This window comes from Staphylococcus sp. GDY8P119P (assembly GCF_017892075.1).
GTDB lineage: Bacteria > Bacillota > Bacilli > Staphylococcales > Staphylococcaceae > Staphylococcus > Staphylococcus ureilyticus.
This window is the reverse complement of sequence record NZ_JAESKJ010000006.1, coordinates 621,655-637,962: the sequence shown is the minus strand read 5'-3', so window position 1 is coordinate 637,962 and position 16,308 is coordinate 621,655. Positions and strand designations below refer to the sequence as shown.

Annotated in this window: 12 protein-coding genes; 1 reads left to right on the top strand and 11 read right to left on the bottom strand. The window is 33.6% G+C overall.

All coding sequences use genetic code 11. The features are described from left to right. Positions 1-141: 141 nt before the first annotated feature. The 9 genes from sdhB to zapA all read right to left on the bottom strand — a co-directional run bounded on the left by sdhB (position 142) and on the right by zapA (position 11,216). A complete protein-coding gene (sdhB, locus tag KA830_RS07215) occupies positions 142-966 on the bottom strand; it encodes a succinate dehydrogenase iron-sulfur subunit (protein ID WP_046207832.1) in 825 nt (274 codons plus the stop codon). A 1-nt stretch (position 967) separates the two neighbouring features. Further along, positions 968-2,731: a succinate dehydrogenase flavoprotein subunit gene (gene sdhA / locus KA830_RS07210; protein ID WP_210134159.1), complete on the bottom strand. Its 1,764-nt coding sequence runs from the start codon at positions 2,729-2,731 to the stop codon at positions 968-970. Positions 2,732-2,771: 40 nt separating this feature from the next. Continuing rightward, the gene (sdhC, locus tag KA830_RS07205; RefSeq protein WP_046207834.1) at positions 2,772-3,383 is read right to left on the bottom strand and encodes a succinate dehydrogenase, cytochrome b556 subunit; all 612 of its coding nucleotides are present in this window, start codon (positions 3,381-3,383) and stop codon (positions 2,772-2,774) included. 337 nt (positions 3,384-3,720) lie between these two features. Continuing rightward, complete coding sequence (gene uvrC / locus KA830_RS07200) at positions 3,721-5,505, bottom strand: excinuclease ABC subunit UvrC (protein WP_046207835.1); 1,785 nt, start codon at positions 5,503-5,505, stop codon at positions 3,721-3,723. A 345-nt stretch (positions 5,506-5,850) separates the two neighbouring features. Beyond that, a complete protein-coding gene (gene trxA / locus KA830_RS07195; protein WP_019469293.1) occupies positions 5,851-6,165 on the bottom strand; it encodes a thioredoxin in 315 nt (104 codons plus the stop codon). 81 nt (positions 6,166-6,246) lie between these two features. Further along, positions 6,247-8,595 carry an endonuclease MutS2 gene (locus tag KA830_RS07190; RefSeq protein ID WP_204180089.1) on the bottom strand — a complete coding sequence of 783 codons (2,349 nt, stop codon included), beginning with the start codon at positions 8,593-8,595 and terminating at the stop codon, positions 6,247-6,249. 9 nt (positions 8,596-8,604) lie between these two features. Beyond that, on the bottom strand, positions 8,605-10,317 hold the full coding sequence (gene polX / locus KA830_RS07185; protein ID WP_204180090.1) for a DNA polymerase/3'-5' exonuclease PolX: 1,713 nt from the start codon (positions 10,315-10,317) through the stop codon (positions 8,605-8,607). Positions 10,318-10,428: 111 nt separating this feature from the next. After that, a complete protein-coding gene (locus KA830_RS07180; RefSeq protein ID WP_204180091.1) occupies positions 10,429-10,950 on the bottom strand; it encodes a CvpA family protein in 522 nt (173 codons plus the stop codon). Then, positions 10,950-11,216 (bottom strand): cell division protein ZapA, encoded by a 267-nt coding sequence (gene zapA, locus KA830_RS07175; RefSeq protein WP_019469289.1) that lies wholly within the window; start codon positions 11,214-11,216, stop codon positions 10,950-10,952. The genes KA830_RS07180 and zapA overlap by 1 nt, the downstream gene beginning before the upstream one ends. Positions 11,217-11,517: 301 nt before the next feature. On the opposite strand from zapA, the gene rnhC reads away from it, so the two are divergent. After that, positions 11,518-12,456: a ribonuclease HIII gene (gene rnhC / locus KA830_RS07170; RefSeq protein WP_107526291.1), complete on the top strand. Its 939-nt coding sequence runs from the start codon at positions 11,518-11,520 to the stop codon at positions 12,454-12,456. 90 nt (positions 12,457-12,546) lie between these two features. On the opposite strand, the gene pheT is transcribed toward rnhC, so the two are convergent. Further along, the gene (gene pheT / locus KA830_RS07165) at positions 12,547-14,949 is read right to left on the bottom strand and encodes a phenylalanine--tRNA ligase subunit beta (protein WP_204180092.1); all 2,403 of its coding nucleotides are present in this window, start codon (positions 14,947-14,949) and stop codon (positions 12,547-12,549) included. Beyond that, positions 14,949-16,007 (bottom strand): phenylalanine--tRNA ligase subunit alpha, encoded by a 1,059-nt coding sequence (gene pheS / locus KA830_RS07160; RefSeq protein WP_064209087.1) that lies wholly within the window; start codon positions 16,005-16,007, stop codon positions 14,949-14,951. Before pheS ends, pheT begins: the two co-directional genes overlap by 1 nt. Positions 16,008-16,308 lie beyond the last annotated feature (301 nt).

Sequence of the window (16,308 nt, the reverse complement as noted above, 5' to 3'; positions counted from 1 at the left end):
TAATACACTAATAAATTAAAAATTTTATTATAGTATATATACTTTTTTAAAGCTTAATCACTGTATTAAATTTGTATCTATAAAATATTTCATAAAAAAATGCCAACAAAGTTTAAACTTTGTTGGCATTTTCATTATATATTAGTTTACTTGGTGGTCTGAACCAAAGAATGATTTGAACATATGGAAAGAAGTTTCACGGTTTAATGCAGCAATTGATGTCGTTAAAGGAATGCCTTTCGGACATGCGTTAACACAGTTTTGTGAGTTACCACATTCTTGTAATCCACCTGCACCCATCAATGCATTTAAACGTTCATCTTTAGTCATTGAACCTGTTGGGTGTAAGTTAAACAATCTAACTTGTGAAATAGCTTGCGCACCAACAAAATCGTTGTTTCTTGTAACGTTTGGACAAACTTCTAAACATACACCACACGTCATACATTTAGATAATTCATATGCAGTTTGACGTTTTTTCTCTGGCATACGAGGACCTGGTCCAAGGTCATACGTACCGTCAATCGGTACCCATGCTTTCATACGTTTCAAATTATCAAACATTCTACTACGATCAACTTGTAAGTCACGAATAACTGGGAATGTACTCATTGGTTCTAACTTTATTGGTTGTTCCAATTGATCAACAATTGCTGTACAAGATTGTCTTGCTTTACCATTGATAACCATAGAACAAGCACCACAAACCTCTTCTAAACAGTTCATATCCCAAATAACAGGTGTTGTTTTCTCACCTTTACTATTGACTGGATTACGTCTAATTTCCATTAAACAAGCAATAACATTTAAATTCTCTTTGTAAGGAATTTCAAATTCTTCTTCATAAGGATTAGACTCTGCATCATCTTGTCGTTTAATGATGAGCTTAATTGTATTTTGATTTTGTTGTTGGCTTTGTTGTTCATCTTGCGCTTGAGTTTCATTTACTTCTTTAGTATCTGCCATTTTATTTACCTCCTTTAGAACTACTTGAATAGTCACGTTTACGAGGTGGGATTAAACTTACATCTACTGGTTCGTATGTAAATTTAGGCGCTTCTGTTTTTCCTTGATATGATGCTAAAGTCGTTTTTAACCATTCTTCGTCGTTTCTTTCAGGGAATTCAGGTTTATAATGTGCCCCACGAGACTCATTTCGGTTATATGCACCGATTGTAATTACACGTGCTAATACTAACATATTCCATAACTGACGCGTAAAGAATACCGCTTGGTTACTCCAAGTTTGAGTATCTTCAATATCAATATTTTGGTAACGTTCCATCAATTCTACGATTTTCTTGTCTGTTTCCAATAATGCTTTATTATCACGTACAACAGTAACGTTTGCTGTCATGACTTCACCAAGTTCTCTATGAAGTTTATACGCATTTTCTGTACCGTTCATTTTCAATAAATTATCGAATTTATCTTGTTCTTCTTTAACACGTTTTTCATAAATACTATCGTCTAAATCTGTATATGATTTTTCAATATTAGCGACATATTCAATCGCATTTGGTCCTGCAACTGTTCCACCGTATATGGCAGATAACAATGAATTAGCACCTAAACGGTTACCACCATGTTGTGAGAAATCACATTCACCAGCTGCAAATAAACCTTTGATATTTGTCATTTGATCATAATCTACATAAAGTCCACCCATTGAATAGTGCACCGCTGGGAAGATTTTCATCGGTACTTTTCTTGGATCGTCACCAGTGAATTTTTCATAAATTTCAATGATTCCGCCCAATTTTACATCCAACTCATGCGGATCTTTATGTGAAAGGTCAAGGTAGACCATGTTTTCACCATTAATACCTAATTTTTGATTTACACATACATCAAAAATTTCACGTGTAGCTATATCACGAGGTACTAAGTTACCATAATCTGGATATTTTTCTTCTAAGAAGTACCATGGTTTACCATCTTTATATGTCCAAATTCGGCCACCTTCACCACGAGCTGATTCACTCATCAATCGTAGTTTGTCATCTCCAGGAATTGCTGTTGGATGAATTTGAATAAACTCACCATTTGCATAAATCGCACCTTGTTGATAGACGATTGACGCAGCAGAACCAGTATTAATCATTGAGTTAGTTGTTTTACCAAATATGATACCTGGACCACCAGTAGCCATAATAACTGCATCTGAACCGAATGATTTTATTTCAGAAGATGTCATATCTTGAGCCACAATACCTCTAGCCATATTGTCATCATCTTTGACAATGCACAAGAATTCCCATCCTTCATATTTTGTAACTAAACCATCCACTTCATAGCTACGTACTTGTTCATCTAAGGCATACATTAATTGTTGACCAGTTGTTGCTCCAGCATATGCCGTTCTATGATACATGGTACCACCGAAGCGACGGAAATCTAGCAAGCCTTCATTTGTTCTATTGAACATTACACCCATACGGTCAAGTAAATGTATAATGTTTGGCGCTTCCTCTGCCATTGCTTTTACTGGTGGTTGATTCGCTAAGAAATCTCCACCGTAAACTGTATCATCAAAGTGAACAGCAGGTGAGTCACCCTCACCTTTTGTATTCACTGCTCCGTTTATGCCACCTTGTGCACATACAGAGTGTGAACGTTTAACAGGCACTAATGAGAACAAGTCAACATGTGCGCCTTGTTCTGCTGCTTTAATTGTTGACATCAGACCGGCAAGTCCTCCACCGACAACAATAATTTTCTTCTCTGCCATAAATAGTCACTCCCCTAAATATATCTGAAACATTTTTAAATTATACGAAAGCAAGGATAGCACTTATTCCGATATATGAAACTACGATAAATACAACAAGTGATACCCATGTAAAGATTTGTTGTGATCTTTTAGATTGTAAAACACCCCATGTAACTAAAAATGACCATAAGCCATTTGCAAAGTGGAATGTTACAGCAAGTAAACAGATGATATAGAAAATTAACCAAATTGGATTAGATACAATATCATGTACCATATCGAAGTTAACTTCTTCACCTAATGCACGCTGAATACGTGTTTGCCACAAATGTATTCCGATGAAAATAAACGTTATAATACCAGTCAAACGTTGTAATAAGAACATCCAATTTCTAAATTGAGAATAATGTCCTACGTTTTCTTTTGCCGTAAAGGCAATATGTACACCATATACCGCATGATAAAGAATTGGAATATAAATCACGATAAACTCCAATGCAATCAAGAATGGTAAAGATTCCATAAATCCAGCAGCCTTGTTAAACGCTTCAACGCCTTTTGTAGCTTGATGGTTAACAAGTAGATGCACTAATAAGAATCCACCTATCGGTATTACGCCTAACAAAGAATGTAAGCGTCTTAAATAGAATTGATTTTTCGAATATGCCAAAAGGAAGTCCCCCCTGTGAAACAATTAATTTTTTGGTATCTTTTTTTAAAGTATAAATGTGATGATACTTATCAACTAAAACTAAACAACAACATGTTATGCAATCGCTTTATATTTATAGCAATATAAACTTCAACATGTATGTATAAAACAATGAAGTAATACCCCTAGTTGAATTTGACAATTGTTTTATTATATAGATTTAAGTGATAACTTTTCTCAATTAGTAAACGCTTCCATATACTTTTAAAAAAAGAATTCCTGTTATTTGCTATTGTAACACTAATTCATAAAATTTTGGGCATGAGAATGATTCTCATGCCATATTCTTTTTTATCTATTTGTTATATAGTGCGTGATGAAGATTCTCAGCAACTTTTTGAGGTAAACCAGAAGATTTCAAATCCTCAATGCTTGCCTCCTTCATTTTCTTTATGGAACCAAAAGTTCGTAATAATTTAGTTTTTCGTTTAGAACCAATACCATCGACGGTATCTAATACTGATTGCAAGCCAGTTTTTTGGCGAGTTTGTCTATGAAATGTAATTGCAAATCTATGAACTTCGTCTTGTATTCTTTGAAGTAAATAAAATGCTTGGCTATTTTTTTTCAAAGGTACAATCTCTGCACTTTCACCGTATAAAATCTCTGAAGTTTGGTGTTTATCATTTTTACGCAACCCAGCGACTGGTATATCCAAACCTAATTCGTTTTCAAGCACATCGATAACCCCGCTCATATGACCTTTACCACCATCAACGATGATTAAATCTGGTAATGGAGTACCTTCATTTAAAACACGAGTATAACGTCTACGCACAACTTCTCTCATAGATTTATAATCATCTGGGCCATCTACCGTTTTGATTTTATATTTGCGGTATCCTTTTTTATTTGGTTTACCATCAATAAACGACACCATGGCTGAAACTGGGTGTACACCTTGGATGTTTGAATTATCAAAAGCTTCTATACGAATAGGTGTCTGAATTCCCATGCGGTCACCTAATTCTTCAATCGCCTTCACGGTACGTGATTCATCTTTAGCAATGAGTTCAAATTTATTCTCTAAAGTAACTTCAGCATTATGATTTGCTAAATCAATCATTTCTTTTTTCTTGCCCTTAATCGGCTGAACTATTTTTGTATCTACAACCGATTGGATAATATCTTTGTTTAAATTTTTAGGAATATGCACTTCTTTAGGGAGAATATGTTGATTTAAATCATAAAACTGACCTATAAAAGTATAAAATTCTTCTTCTTCTGTTTGCTGCAGCGGAATCATAGTAGCATCTCGTTTAATCATATTCCCTTGTCTTATGAAAAACACTTGAATACACATCCAACCTTTTGACACACTGTAGCCAAATACGTCTCTTATAGTATTATCTGAAGTAGTGATTTTTTGTTTCTTAGTTAAATTGTGAATATGTTGGATTAAATCTCGATACTCTTTTGCTCTTTCAAAGTCTAACGATTCACTCGCTTCGTTCATTTTCTGTTCTAAGTTATTCAGTATCGTTTTATCTTCACCATTTAAAAAATCAGTGATTTCTTTAGTCATTTCCGCATATTTATTTAAATCTACCGGGTAAACACAAGGTCCTAAACACTGACCAATATGGTAATATAAACACAATTTGTCGGGCATTTTATCACATTTTCTAAATGGATAAATTCTATCTAATAACTTTTTTGTTTCTTGAGCTGAATAAGCATTAGGATAAGGTCCAAAATATTTTCCTGTCCCTTTTTTAACTGTGCGTGTCACGATTAAACGAGGATACTTTTCTTTTGTAATTTTGATAAAAGGATAACTTTTATCGTCTTTCAACAAAATGTTATATCTCGGTTGATATTGTTTAATCAAATTAAGTTCGAGTAGTAAAGATTCTGTTTCACTCGAAGTTACAATATATTCAAAGTTTCTAATTTCTGAAACAAGTCGTGTCGTTTTAGCATCATGTGCACCTGTAAAATAAGACCTTAATCTATTTCTTAATTTTTTAGCCTTGCCGACATAAATGACTTGATCATTTCGATCTTTCATTAAATAGCAACCTGGTTCAGTGGGGACTACCGTTAATTTTTGTTTAATATCTTCTTGGTATTTTTCCATTTAAGTTCCCCTCCTTTCTTAATAAAAGTACATTGTTAAAATAGTAATTATAAAAATTTGCATAACAGTTATATAGAGATTAACGCTTGTTTGCAAATAAAACTTTTCAATTCTTACCTACATTATAGAATATACATTAGCATTAAACCAAAGTATTCATTTCCATATCAAAAATCTAACAACTAGATATTTTAATTGTTATTCATAAAATGCTTTCATCCTCAAAATGGAAGTGTGGCTCTGAAAAAAGACACTTCAAAAAACTTTGGCTTCAGTTGGAATAACAAAAAGTCACAGAAAAAACCTGAGACATTCATAGATGCCCCAGGTCGTTGCGTTGTACTTTTATAAATGTTTCTCAATAACTTCTGCTAAGTTTTCTTTAGGTTGGAAACCTACAACTTTATCGACAGGTTCGCCATCTTTAAATAAGATTAAAGTTGGGATACTCATTACTTCAAATTTAGCAGCTGTTGATGGATTTTCATCTACATCAAGTTTTAAAATATTAGCTTTTCCATCATAATCACCAGCTAATTCTTCTAATACTGGAGCAATCATCTTACATGGGCCACACCAAGTTGCCCAAAAATCTACTAAATTGACACCTGATTGAATATTTTCATCAAAGTTTGAATCTGTTACTTTTACGATTGCCATAACTGCCAATCCTCCTTAAATTTCAAATGATGAAGAAATTATAACAGACTTTAAGCAAATCTGCATACCTCTTGCTCACATTTATTTCAATTCTGCGACGGTCACGCCAAATCCACCTTCACTTGGCATGCCGTTCCTATATGATGACACATTTTTATGTTGTTTTAAATGTTTTTGCACACCTTTTTGCAACGCACCAGTTCCTTTACCGTGAATAATATATACTTGTTCGTAATTACTTAACACTGCTTGATCTAAATACTGATCAACGGCAACCATTGCTTCATCATAACGGTAGCCACGTAAGTCTAGTTCCATTTTAATACTTTGACGATTTTCACGTTTAACCATTTTAGAAGGTGCTTCTTTTGTCTTTTTTGTTTTTTCTAAATCGCTGGTAGGTAATTTCATTTTAATGATGCCCATTTGAACAACTGCTTCATTATCATCTAGTAACTCTAATATTTCACCTTTTTGCCCATATGTTAGAACTTTTACTTCATCGCCAACTTTAATTTCATCCCATTTTTTCTTTTCAACATTTTGTTTCAATGATTTGGCTTCATATTGATCATCTAACTGTTTCTTTTTATTGATGAGCTCATGTTCTTTTACATCGGCACCTTTTTTGTCTCTAAGTTCACGTAATTCTTTAATAATCTCATCAGCTTCTTTAGTAGCGGCTTTCACACGCTGATTGGCTTTGTCTTTCGCCTCGCTCATTAATTGTTTCTCATGATTACGATATTTATCGTATTCTTTTTCAAGTTCATCATGTGTTTCTTGAGCTTCTCTCAGTAAGCTATCTAATTCAATTCTCTGTTCGTCTACACGTTTAGAATTTTTCTCTAATGAAGCAATCATTTCATTTATTTCTTGTTCATCTTGTCCAATCATTGCTTTCGCATTTTGAATCACTTTCATATTAAGGCCTAATTTTTTTGAAATATCGAAAGCATTAGAACGGCCCGGCACACCCATGAGCAACTTATATGTTGGGCTTAATGTATTTACATCAAACTCTACACTGGCATTCATTACTCCTGATCTGTTGTAACTATATGCTTTAAGTTCAGGATAATGCGTTGTCGCCATAACTAATGAGCCTATTTCATGAACATAATCTAGGATACTCATCGCTAAAGCAGCACCTTCACTTGGATCTGTTCCAGCACCAAGTTCATCAAAAAGTATCAAACTATTTCTGCTTGTATGCTGTAAAATTTCAACAATATTTTTCATGTGTGATGAAAATGTTGATAGTGATTGTTCAATAGATTGTTCGTCTCCGATATCACAATAAACATTTTCAAAAATGCTTAATTTACTCCCGTCTAAGGTAGGTATCAACATCCCTGATTGTGCCATCAAAATTATAAGTCCCAGTGTTTTTAACGTTACTGTTTTACCACCTGTGTTAGGTCCAGTGATGATTACCGTTTCAATATCGTCGGCAAATTCAATCGTATTAGCTACAACCGTGTCTCTATCTAATAAAGGATGAAATGCTTTAGGTAAATAAACAGTTCGTTCACTTGTAAATTCAGGTTTCGTGCCTTTGATTGAACGTGCATAGCGCGCTTTAGCAGTTAAAAAGTCAATTTGTCCCATAATATTTTCCGAAATTAAGCAGGCATCTGCTTCAGCGGCTACATAACCTGTTAACTCAGTTAAAATTCGTTCACTTTCAGCCGCTTCATCATTGCGCAGACGACTAATCTGATTATTCATTTCAACAATAGACGCAGGTTCAATATAGAGTGTTTGACCAGAAGCTGATTGGTCATGAACAATACCATTAAAATCTTGACGATATTCTGCTTTTACAGGAATAACATTGCGGTCATTGCGTACCGTTATAATAGCATCTGACAATTTTTTCTGATTTGCTTGACGTTTTACAATTTTATCTAAGTTTTGTTTTATCCGTTGCGTCGTACCAGAAATTTTACTCCGGATACCTTGTAGTTCATAACTCGCATTATCGTATAAATCATTAGCATCACATTTTTGATGAATATGTTGATACAACTCTGAAAGTACAGGCAATTGTTCCATCCTATCATGTAGAATAGCATAATTCACTGCTTCCTCTTCTTCCAATAAATTATTATAAAATGTTTTATATTGATTTTGAATTTGAATTAATCTTTTAATTGTATTAAGTTCTTTAACACTTAATACACCACCAATTGTTGCCCTATGAATCAGTGATGAAACCTTTGATAATCCACTCAAACTAGGTAAACGGTGTTTATTGTATATTTGAGCAATTTCATCTGTTTCATTCATTTGAAATTCGACTGTTTGAATATCAGTTGCTGGTTCCATTTCAACAACTTTCTCTCTCCCTAAATCACTCATTGTTTCTTTTTCAACAAGTGTTTTAATTTTATCGAACTCTAGGACATTTAATGATTTTTGTCTCATACAATCCCTCTATTTCTTCAATTTTATATTATTGTCAATAAATGCTTTAAAAGATTCTCGATCCATTGTGTTTATAACTCTCTCTTTGTTTACAAATCCTTTTTGTGCAGTAGCTATACCGTATTTCATAAATTCTAAATGGTCTACGTGATGCGCATCAGTATTAATCGTTAGTTTCACATTTGTATGCTTTTTAACTATATCTGAATTTAAATCTAAGCGTTTAGGATTCGCATTGATTTCTAAAATAGTATTTGTTTCTTCTGCGATTTCACATAATTTATCAATATCAGGCCCATAACCTGCACGTTTACCTATGATACGCCCCGTTGGATGTGCAATATGACGGACATAAGGATTACGACATGCTTGCTCTAGACGATACATGATATCTTCTTGAGATTGGTTGAAACTTTGATGTATCGCTGCAATGACATAATCTAGCTGTGCTAATATTTCATCATCATAGTCTAAACGTCCATCAGGTAAAATGTCCATTTCAATGCCTGAGTATATATCAATATCATCATATTTTTTGTTTAGTGCTTTAATTTCTTCATTTTGTCGCAACAACCGCTCAACAGAAAGTCCATTTGCTACTTTTAAACTCTGAGAATGATCTGTAATAACCATAAACTGGTAACCTTTAGCGATATTAGCCTCTATCATATCTTCAATACTAAACGCGCCATCACTATATGTTGTATGCATATGAATATCTCCATTGATGTCATTGATATTGATTATATCTGTTAAATCTTTGTCAAATTCACTACCATCTTCACGTATTGAAGGTGCAATCCAATTTACTCCAAAATGATTATAAATTTCTTGTTCACTGTTATATTGAATTAATGAACCATCCGCTTCTTCTATACCATACTCACTAACCTTCTCATTTTTTTCTTTTGCCAATTGACGGATTCGAATATTATGTTCTTTTGAACCTGTAAAATGCTGTAGTGTATGGTAAAAAGCAGATGGCTCGATTAATCTAAAATCTACGCCAATGGTTTCATCATCATAGGTTAACTCTAACGAAATTTTCGTTGCTCCAACTGCTACTTCTTTAACCTTGTTAGGGATTTTTAATAAAGCTTTTTGAACTTCTAATGGTTGTTCTGTGCTTATAATATAATCTAAATCCTTACTCATTTCTTTATAGCGACGGAAACTCCCAGCAACTTCGTATTTTTCTATCGACTCGATTGAGGATAAATAATCGCTAACTTCTATATTGAGTCCTCTCATTTGATCAATTGGATAACGCTCTTTTTTCGCTCCTAATGCTTTTACTGCTTCAAGGATATTTTGTTCAGTTTTTTTAGCGAATCCACTTAGCTCACTTACTTTTCCTTCTTCACACGCTTTTTGCAATGATTCTTTTCCATCAATATTAAGCGCTTTATATAATTTCGCTATTTTTTTGCTACCGAGTCCTTGTATTTTAAGTAGAGGAATTAATCCTTCTGGCACTTCTTCTTGTAATGTTGCTAAAGTCGTAGAATGACCTGTTTCTCTATATTCATTAATCACCTCTCCTACGCCTTTACCAATACCTTTTAACTCTGTAACATCTTCGATTTGGTCTAAAGGTCGCTCATCTATTTCCAAACTTTGAGCGGCTTTTCTATAAGCAGAAATTTTGAAAGTGTTTTCGCCTTGTATTTCCATATATATCGCAATTTTTTCTAATAATTGAATAATTTCTTTTTTAGTCATTTGTTTCACTCCATAGAAAAAGGTCAAGACAGCATCACCTAACCATTTTGGTATTTAAGTTATGCCTTGACCTCCTAGTTTTTTAAAGCTATAAATTTCACATCACTATTTTTATAGTTGTGTGATAAACATTGAGATAAACGGAATATGTAATAATATATGTTCTGTTATAATCGAATTAGATAGTTGTTGCTGTATCATCCTATTAGGATAAATGGCACAACTATACAACAAAATTATATTAATAGTTACTGATGGAATAATACTTAACATCATACCAAATAACCTGCTTGTTATATTCGGTAATTTTTGTTTAATGGTATAATCGAATATAACGATAATGCCATAGCATATGACTTTTGTAATCAGCGCTATCGTTACAAATGCGACAATATGCTCAAATCGTTGCTGCAAATCTGCAAATTGAAATGCAAAATTCATATCGTAAGCGCGTGTCTTAGGATATGGCACAAATAACTCCAAACGCTGTGCTATCTGTAAATAATATTTTTGAGCCATCCACAAAGCAAAAATAGTTGCACTTAGATGTATCGTCGATAACCACATGCCTCTTCTAAAGCCAATGATGCCAATATATATGAAGATGACAACTATCGCTAAATCAAAAACCATTAATCTTCACTATGCTTCAATTGATTTATTTCTTGTCTTAAACGGTCATTTTCTTCTTCTACTTGCACTTTTTCATGCATGATATTAACCGCAGTAAGAATTGCTTTTCTAGTTGTATCTAAACCTGCACTTTTACTTGCTAACTCTTTGAGTCTCTCATCTACCAAATGTGCTACGTAACGGATATGCTCAGGATTATCTTCTCCGACTATTGTATAATGTTGATCATTTATAGTTACGTTAATCCGATTTTTAAACTCACCCATATAATAACTCCTGACTTTTAAATTTTATTTCTAATCTGAATGATTTTACTTTATTTATATTTATATGTTGGTAATTTATAATATTTATTACGAACTATTATACACGACAAGATATTTTTTTGTAAGAGGTGTGAATTGTTCTATTTGAAATATTTAATGATTATACAACAATTATTTAAATCATTTTTATTTCATATCATATTGCCATTTATATCATAAATAACTAACTTATTTAAATTTATGATATGATATGCATTATCCAATTTTAAAATAAGTTATATGAACAAAGAGAGGTCACTAAATGGCTAATATAGTACAAAAATTAACAAACCAAGAAATACAACAATTAATGACTAAAATTGATTTTAATACGACTAATCTTTCACAAGGTATGAAAGCACGGACGAAATATCGTAACACCGCTATTACGATATACAATTCTAATAAAGTAATGTTTCAAGGTAAAGATGCCGAATCTGTAGCAAACGCTATGTTGCCTAATAAATCAATACCTTCAAAAAGCAACACCAAACACAATCAAAGCAAACAAACTAAACAGCACATCTCCTATAATCAATTTCAATGTATCGGCAGCGACGAAGCAGGTAGTGGTGATTATTTCGGGCCACTAACGGTTTGTGCAGCCTATGTATCCAAAAAGCACGCTCAAATTTTAAAAACACTTGGTGTAGATGATTCTAAAAGACTTACTGATGCTAAAATTATAGAGATTGCCGAACAAATTATAACTTTCATCCCGCATTCTTTATTAACAATGCATAATGAAAAATACAATGAGAAACAAAAAGCCGGTTGGTCTCAAGTTAAAATGAAGGCAGTGTTACATAACGAAGCTATAAAAAATGTCGTTGCAAAAATTGACACGGATGAACTTGATTATATTGTGATTGACCAATTTGCTGAGCCTGGTGTATATAAAAGATATGCACTTAGCAATCTACCGTTTGAAAATAAGACAAAATTTGAAACAAAAGGTGAATCAAAGTCTATTGCAATCGCTGCTGCAAGTATTATTTCACGTTATGCCTTTGTGAAAAATATGGATCAACTATCAAAGCATGCAAAAGTTGAATTACCTAAAGGCGCTAGCAATAAAGTAGATTTAGCTGCTGCAAAAATAATTGATAAAAACGGTGTCCAATATTTAGACGCTATGACTAAAAAGCATTTTGCGAACAGAACAAAAGCTTTGAATTTAATAAATAAAAAACATCAATAAACGATAATCTATAACCCAAAACGTTCTTAATGTAAAAAACAAAGCCTTGAATCATCGCCACATTTGGCATAGATTCAAGGCTTTATAATATTATCTAATCGTCGCACCTTCTGCTTGTAACGCTTCTAAAATACGGTCGTGTACTTCATTTACTTTATCATCAGTGAGCGTTTGTTTTGTATCTAAATATGATAAACGAAGTGCAATTGATTTTTCATCTTCTGCCACATGTTCACCTTCATATACATCAAAGACTTCTGCATTTTGTAAAATGTCACCACCGTTATTTTTAATCACATTAACGATTTTGGCTGATGGCATCGCGCGATTAATGACTAATGCAATATCTCTCGATACACCAGGGAATCTTGGAATTGGTTGATAATTAATATAACCAACGGAAACTGACATCAACTTATCATAATTGAGTTCAAATACATAAGTTCGTTTTAAATCATAGTCGTTTTCAGTTTGTGGATGTAATTCCCCTACAAATCCAACAATTTCATTATTCAGCTTAACCAATGCAGTTCTGCCTGGATGTAATCCACTTATTTCACCAGCTTCATATTCAAATTGAACATCTAAAATTTCAGCAATACGTTCAACAACACCTTTTGCTACAAAGAAATCAATCGCTTCTTTTTTACTTTGCCAAGTATTGACAGCATAATCTCCTGTTAGTATACCACTTAAGTATTCTACTTCGTCTGGCAATTGATCTTTTCCATTGCCAAAGAATACACGGCCCAATTCATAAAGCGCAACATGATGATTACTTCGAGCAACATTATAAGACACATCATCAATAAGATGTGGAATCAAACTCTGTCTCAAAGTGGCATGAGCTTCACTCATAGGCATCAGTAATGATATCGTTGAGCGATCCTGCAATGCAAAATCAGTTGCACGTGCTTTATCTACAAGTGAATAATTAATCGCTTGGCTTAATCCAGCACCTTCTAATGTCGCTTTTACAATTCTTGTTTTTGCTTGTCTATCATTTAGTGTGCCTGGTGTTACGTGTTCAAAAACTGGTAACGTTGATGGTATTTCATCATAACCATAGATTCGAGCAATTTCTTCGATTAGATCTTCTTTTATTGTAATATCTTTACGACGCGAAGGAACCATTACTGTCAGTGTATTACCTTCTTGTGTCGTTTCAAATCCTAATTGAACAAATATCGCTTCAATATCTTCTTTAGATAGTTCAAAACCAATTGTTTTGTTCACTTTTTCAACTGTGATTTCAATAGGTGTCACAAATTGACCTAAATCGCCTTCAGCTACACGATCTTGTAGTACTGTTCCACTTGCATATTGTTGTAGCAAATAACATGCTCTGTCCACGGCTTCGTCTACAAACTCGGTTGCAATACCTTTTTCAAATCGACTTGAAGCTTCACTACGTAAGTTTAGTCGTCGAGAAGTATGTCTAATTGAAACTGGGTCGAAAATCGCACCTTCAATAATGACATTTGTAGTATTTTCAGTCACCTCTGAGAAATCTCCGCCCATCACACCTGCAATTGCAATTGGAGTATTACCATTAGTAATAACAATATCGCTATCTTTTAATATTCTCTCTTGATCATCTAGTGTTGTCATTTTTTCCTCTGCCTTAGCTTGACGCACTTCTATTTGATCAGAACCAATTTGATCTTTATCAAACATATGCAACGGTTGACCATATTCTAATAATACATAATTTGAAATATCAACAACATTATTGATTGGTCGAATACCTGCTTTAATCAATCTCATTTGCATCCATTCTGGTGAAGGATGAATTTTAACATTTTTCACTATTCTAGCACTGTAATAAGGCACCTTGTCCTGATTTTGAACATTGATACTTAATTCATTTGTGGCTTGTTCATTCGTTAATTCACTTTGCGTTTCTGGCTTTTTCATTGGCACATTATAAAGTGCAGCTGTTTCATAAGCAGTACCTATCATACTTAACGCATCTGCTCTATTTGGTGTTAAATCAAATTCCATAACTTGATCATTTAAATATAAAGCAGTAAGTGCATCAGTACCAGGTTGGACATCTGAAGTAAATACATATATACCTGATTCAAATTGTTTTGGAACAAGGTTTGGCGAAATACCTATTTCTTGTAATGAACAAATCATACCTTCCGAACGTTCACCGCGTAATTTTGCTCTTTTGATTTTTATGCCTCCAGGTAAACGTCCACCTACTGTAGCTACAATGACGCTCTGCCCTGCATCAACATTTGGTGCACCACAGACAATTTGAACTGGCGCTTCTTCACCAATATCAACTTGGCATAAACTTAATTTATCTGCATCTGGATGGGGGACTTTAGATTGAACATAGCCAACCACTAAATTTTTAATGTCTTTTGTGTAATCAATAATATCATCTACTTCAATACCTGTGCGTGTTATTTTTTCTGCAAGAACATTTACAGGTTGATTAATTGCTACAAACGACTCTAACCATTCTTTTGAAATAAACATTATAATTCACCTCTATCTTCTACCGCTTTAAATTGATCTAAGAAACGCACATCATTTGTATAAAAATGTCGTATATCTTCGATACCATACTTGAGCATCGCAATTCTATCTGGTCCCATGCCAAAAGCAAAACCTGTATATTTCGATGCATCAAATCCAGCCATTTCTAAAACATTTGGGTGAACCATACCAGCACCTAAAATTTCTATCCACCCTGTCTGTTTACAGACATTACAACCTGCTCCGCCACATTTGAAACATGATACGTCAACCTCTACAGATGGTTCAGTGAATGGGAAGTAGCTTGGGCGCAGACGAATTTCTCTGTCTTCACCAAATAGTTGTTTAGCTAACAATTCTAATGTACCTTTTAAATCGCTCATTTGAATATTTTCATCTACAACTAATCCTTCAATTTGCGTAAATTGGTGACTATGCGTTGCGTCATCAGAATCACGTCTGTAAACTTTACCAGGACATAAAATTTTCACTGGCCCTTGGCCATTACGTTGTTCCATTGTTCTTGCTTGAACCGGTGACGTATGCGTACGCATTAAGATATCTTCAGTAATATAAAAACTATCTTGCATATCTCTCGCCGGGTGTGATTTTGGCAAATTTAATGCTTCGAAATTGTAATAATCTTTTTCAACTTCATATCCATCTACAATTTCATAACCCAAACCTAAAAATAAATCTTCAATTTCCTCAATCGTTCTTGTTAACGGATGCTTAGCACCTATTGAAATTTTACGGCTAGGTAAAGTCACATCGATTTTTTCTTCTGTTAATTGTTGCTCTAATTTTGCATTTGCTAAAATCTCTCGACGTGATTCAATCTCACCTTCAATTGTTTGTCTCACTTCATTTACTTTTTGTCCGTATGCTGGTTTTTCTTCATTCGATAATTCTTTCATATGTTTCATCAAACCAGTCACAGAACCTTTTTTACCTAGATATTTGACTTTGACATCTTGTAGTTCTTTTTCATTTTGAGCTTCATTTATATCTACTAATGCTTGTTGTTTAATCTCAGACATTGCCTCTGTTTGCGCCATACTTTGCCTCCTATTTAAAATCTATTTAAAATCTATATTTTCAAATGATCAATAATTGCATACAAAAAAGCTTTCACCCCTTAAAACTGGGACGAAAGCTTTCCGTGGTACCACCCAAATTTATGCACACGCATACACTTGTAATCTTTGATAACGGAAATGATTTCCGACTTAAATTTCTTTAAGTAACCAAAAAGATGAAAAAAACTAATCACAGTGGATTATCTTTCAGTCTATGAATAATCTCCCTTGAACAACTGCTACTATTAGTTTACGTCTTTTTATAGGTTAATATTTTTCA

Bases quoted from the DNA above. Each gene is read 5' to 3' on its own strand.
- sdhB (WP_046207832.1), bottom strand. From the start codon at position 966: ATGGCAGATACTAAAGAAGTAAATGAAACTCAAGCGCAAGATGAACAA.
- sdhA (WP_210134159.1), bottom strand. From the start codon at position 2,731: ATGGCAGAGAAGAAAATTATTGTTGTCGGTGGAGGACTTGCCGGTCTG.
- uvrC (WP_046207835.1), bottom strand. From the start codon at position 5,505: ATGGAAAAATACCAAGAAGATATTAAACAAAAATTAACGGTAGTCCCC.
- trxA (WP_019469293.1), bottom strand. From the start codon at position 6,165: ATGGCAATCGTAAAAGTAACAGATTCAAACTTTGATGAAAATATTCAA.
- KA830_RS07190 (WP_204180089.1), bottom strand. From the start codon at position 8,595: ATGAGACAAAAATCATTAAATGTCCTAGAGTTCGATAAAATTAAAACA.
- polX (WP_204180090.1), bottom strand. From the start codon at position 10,317: ATGACTAAAAAAGAAATTATTCAATTATTAGAAAAAATTGCGATATAT.
- KA830_RS07180 (WP_204180091.1), bottom strand. From the start codon at position 10,950: ATGGTTTTTGATTTAGCGATAGTTGTCATCTTCATATATATTGGCATC.
- zapA (WP_019469289.1), bottom strand. From the start codon at position 11,216: ATGGGTGAGTTTAAAAATCGGATTAACGTAACTATAAATGATCAACAT.
- rnhC (WP_107526291.1), top strand. From the start codon at position 11,518: ATGGCTAATATAGTACAAAAATTAACAAACCAAGAAATACAACAATTA.
- pheT (WP_204180092.1), bottom strand. From the start codon at position 14,949: ATGTTTATTTCAAAAGAATGGTTAGAGTCGTTTGTAGCAATTAATCAA.
- pheS (WP_064209087.1), bottom strand. From the start codon at position 16,007: ATGGCGCAAACAGAGGCAATGTCTGAGATTAAACAACAAGCATTAGTA.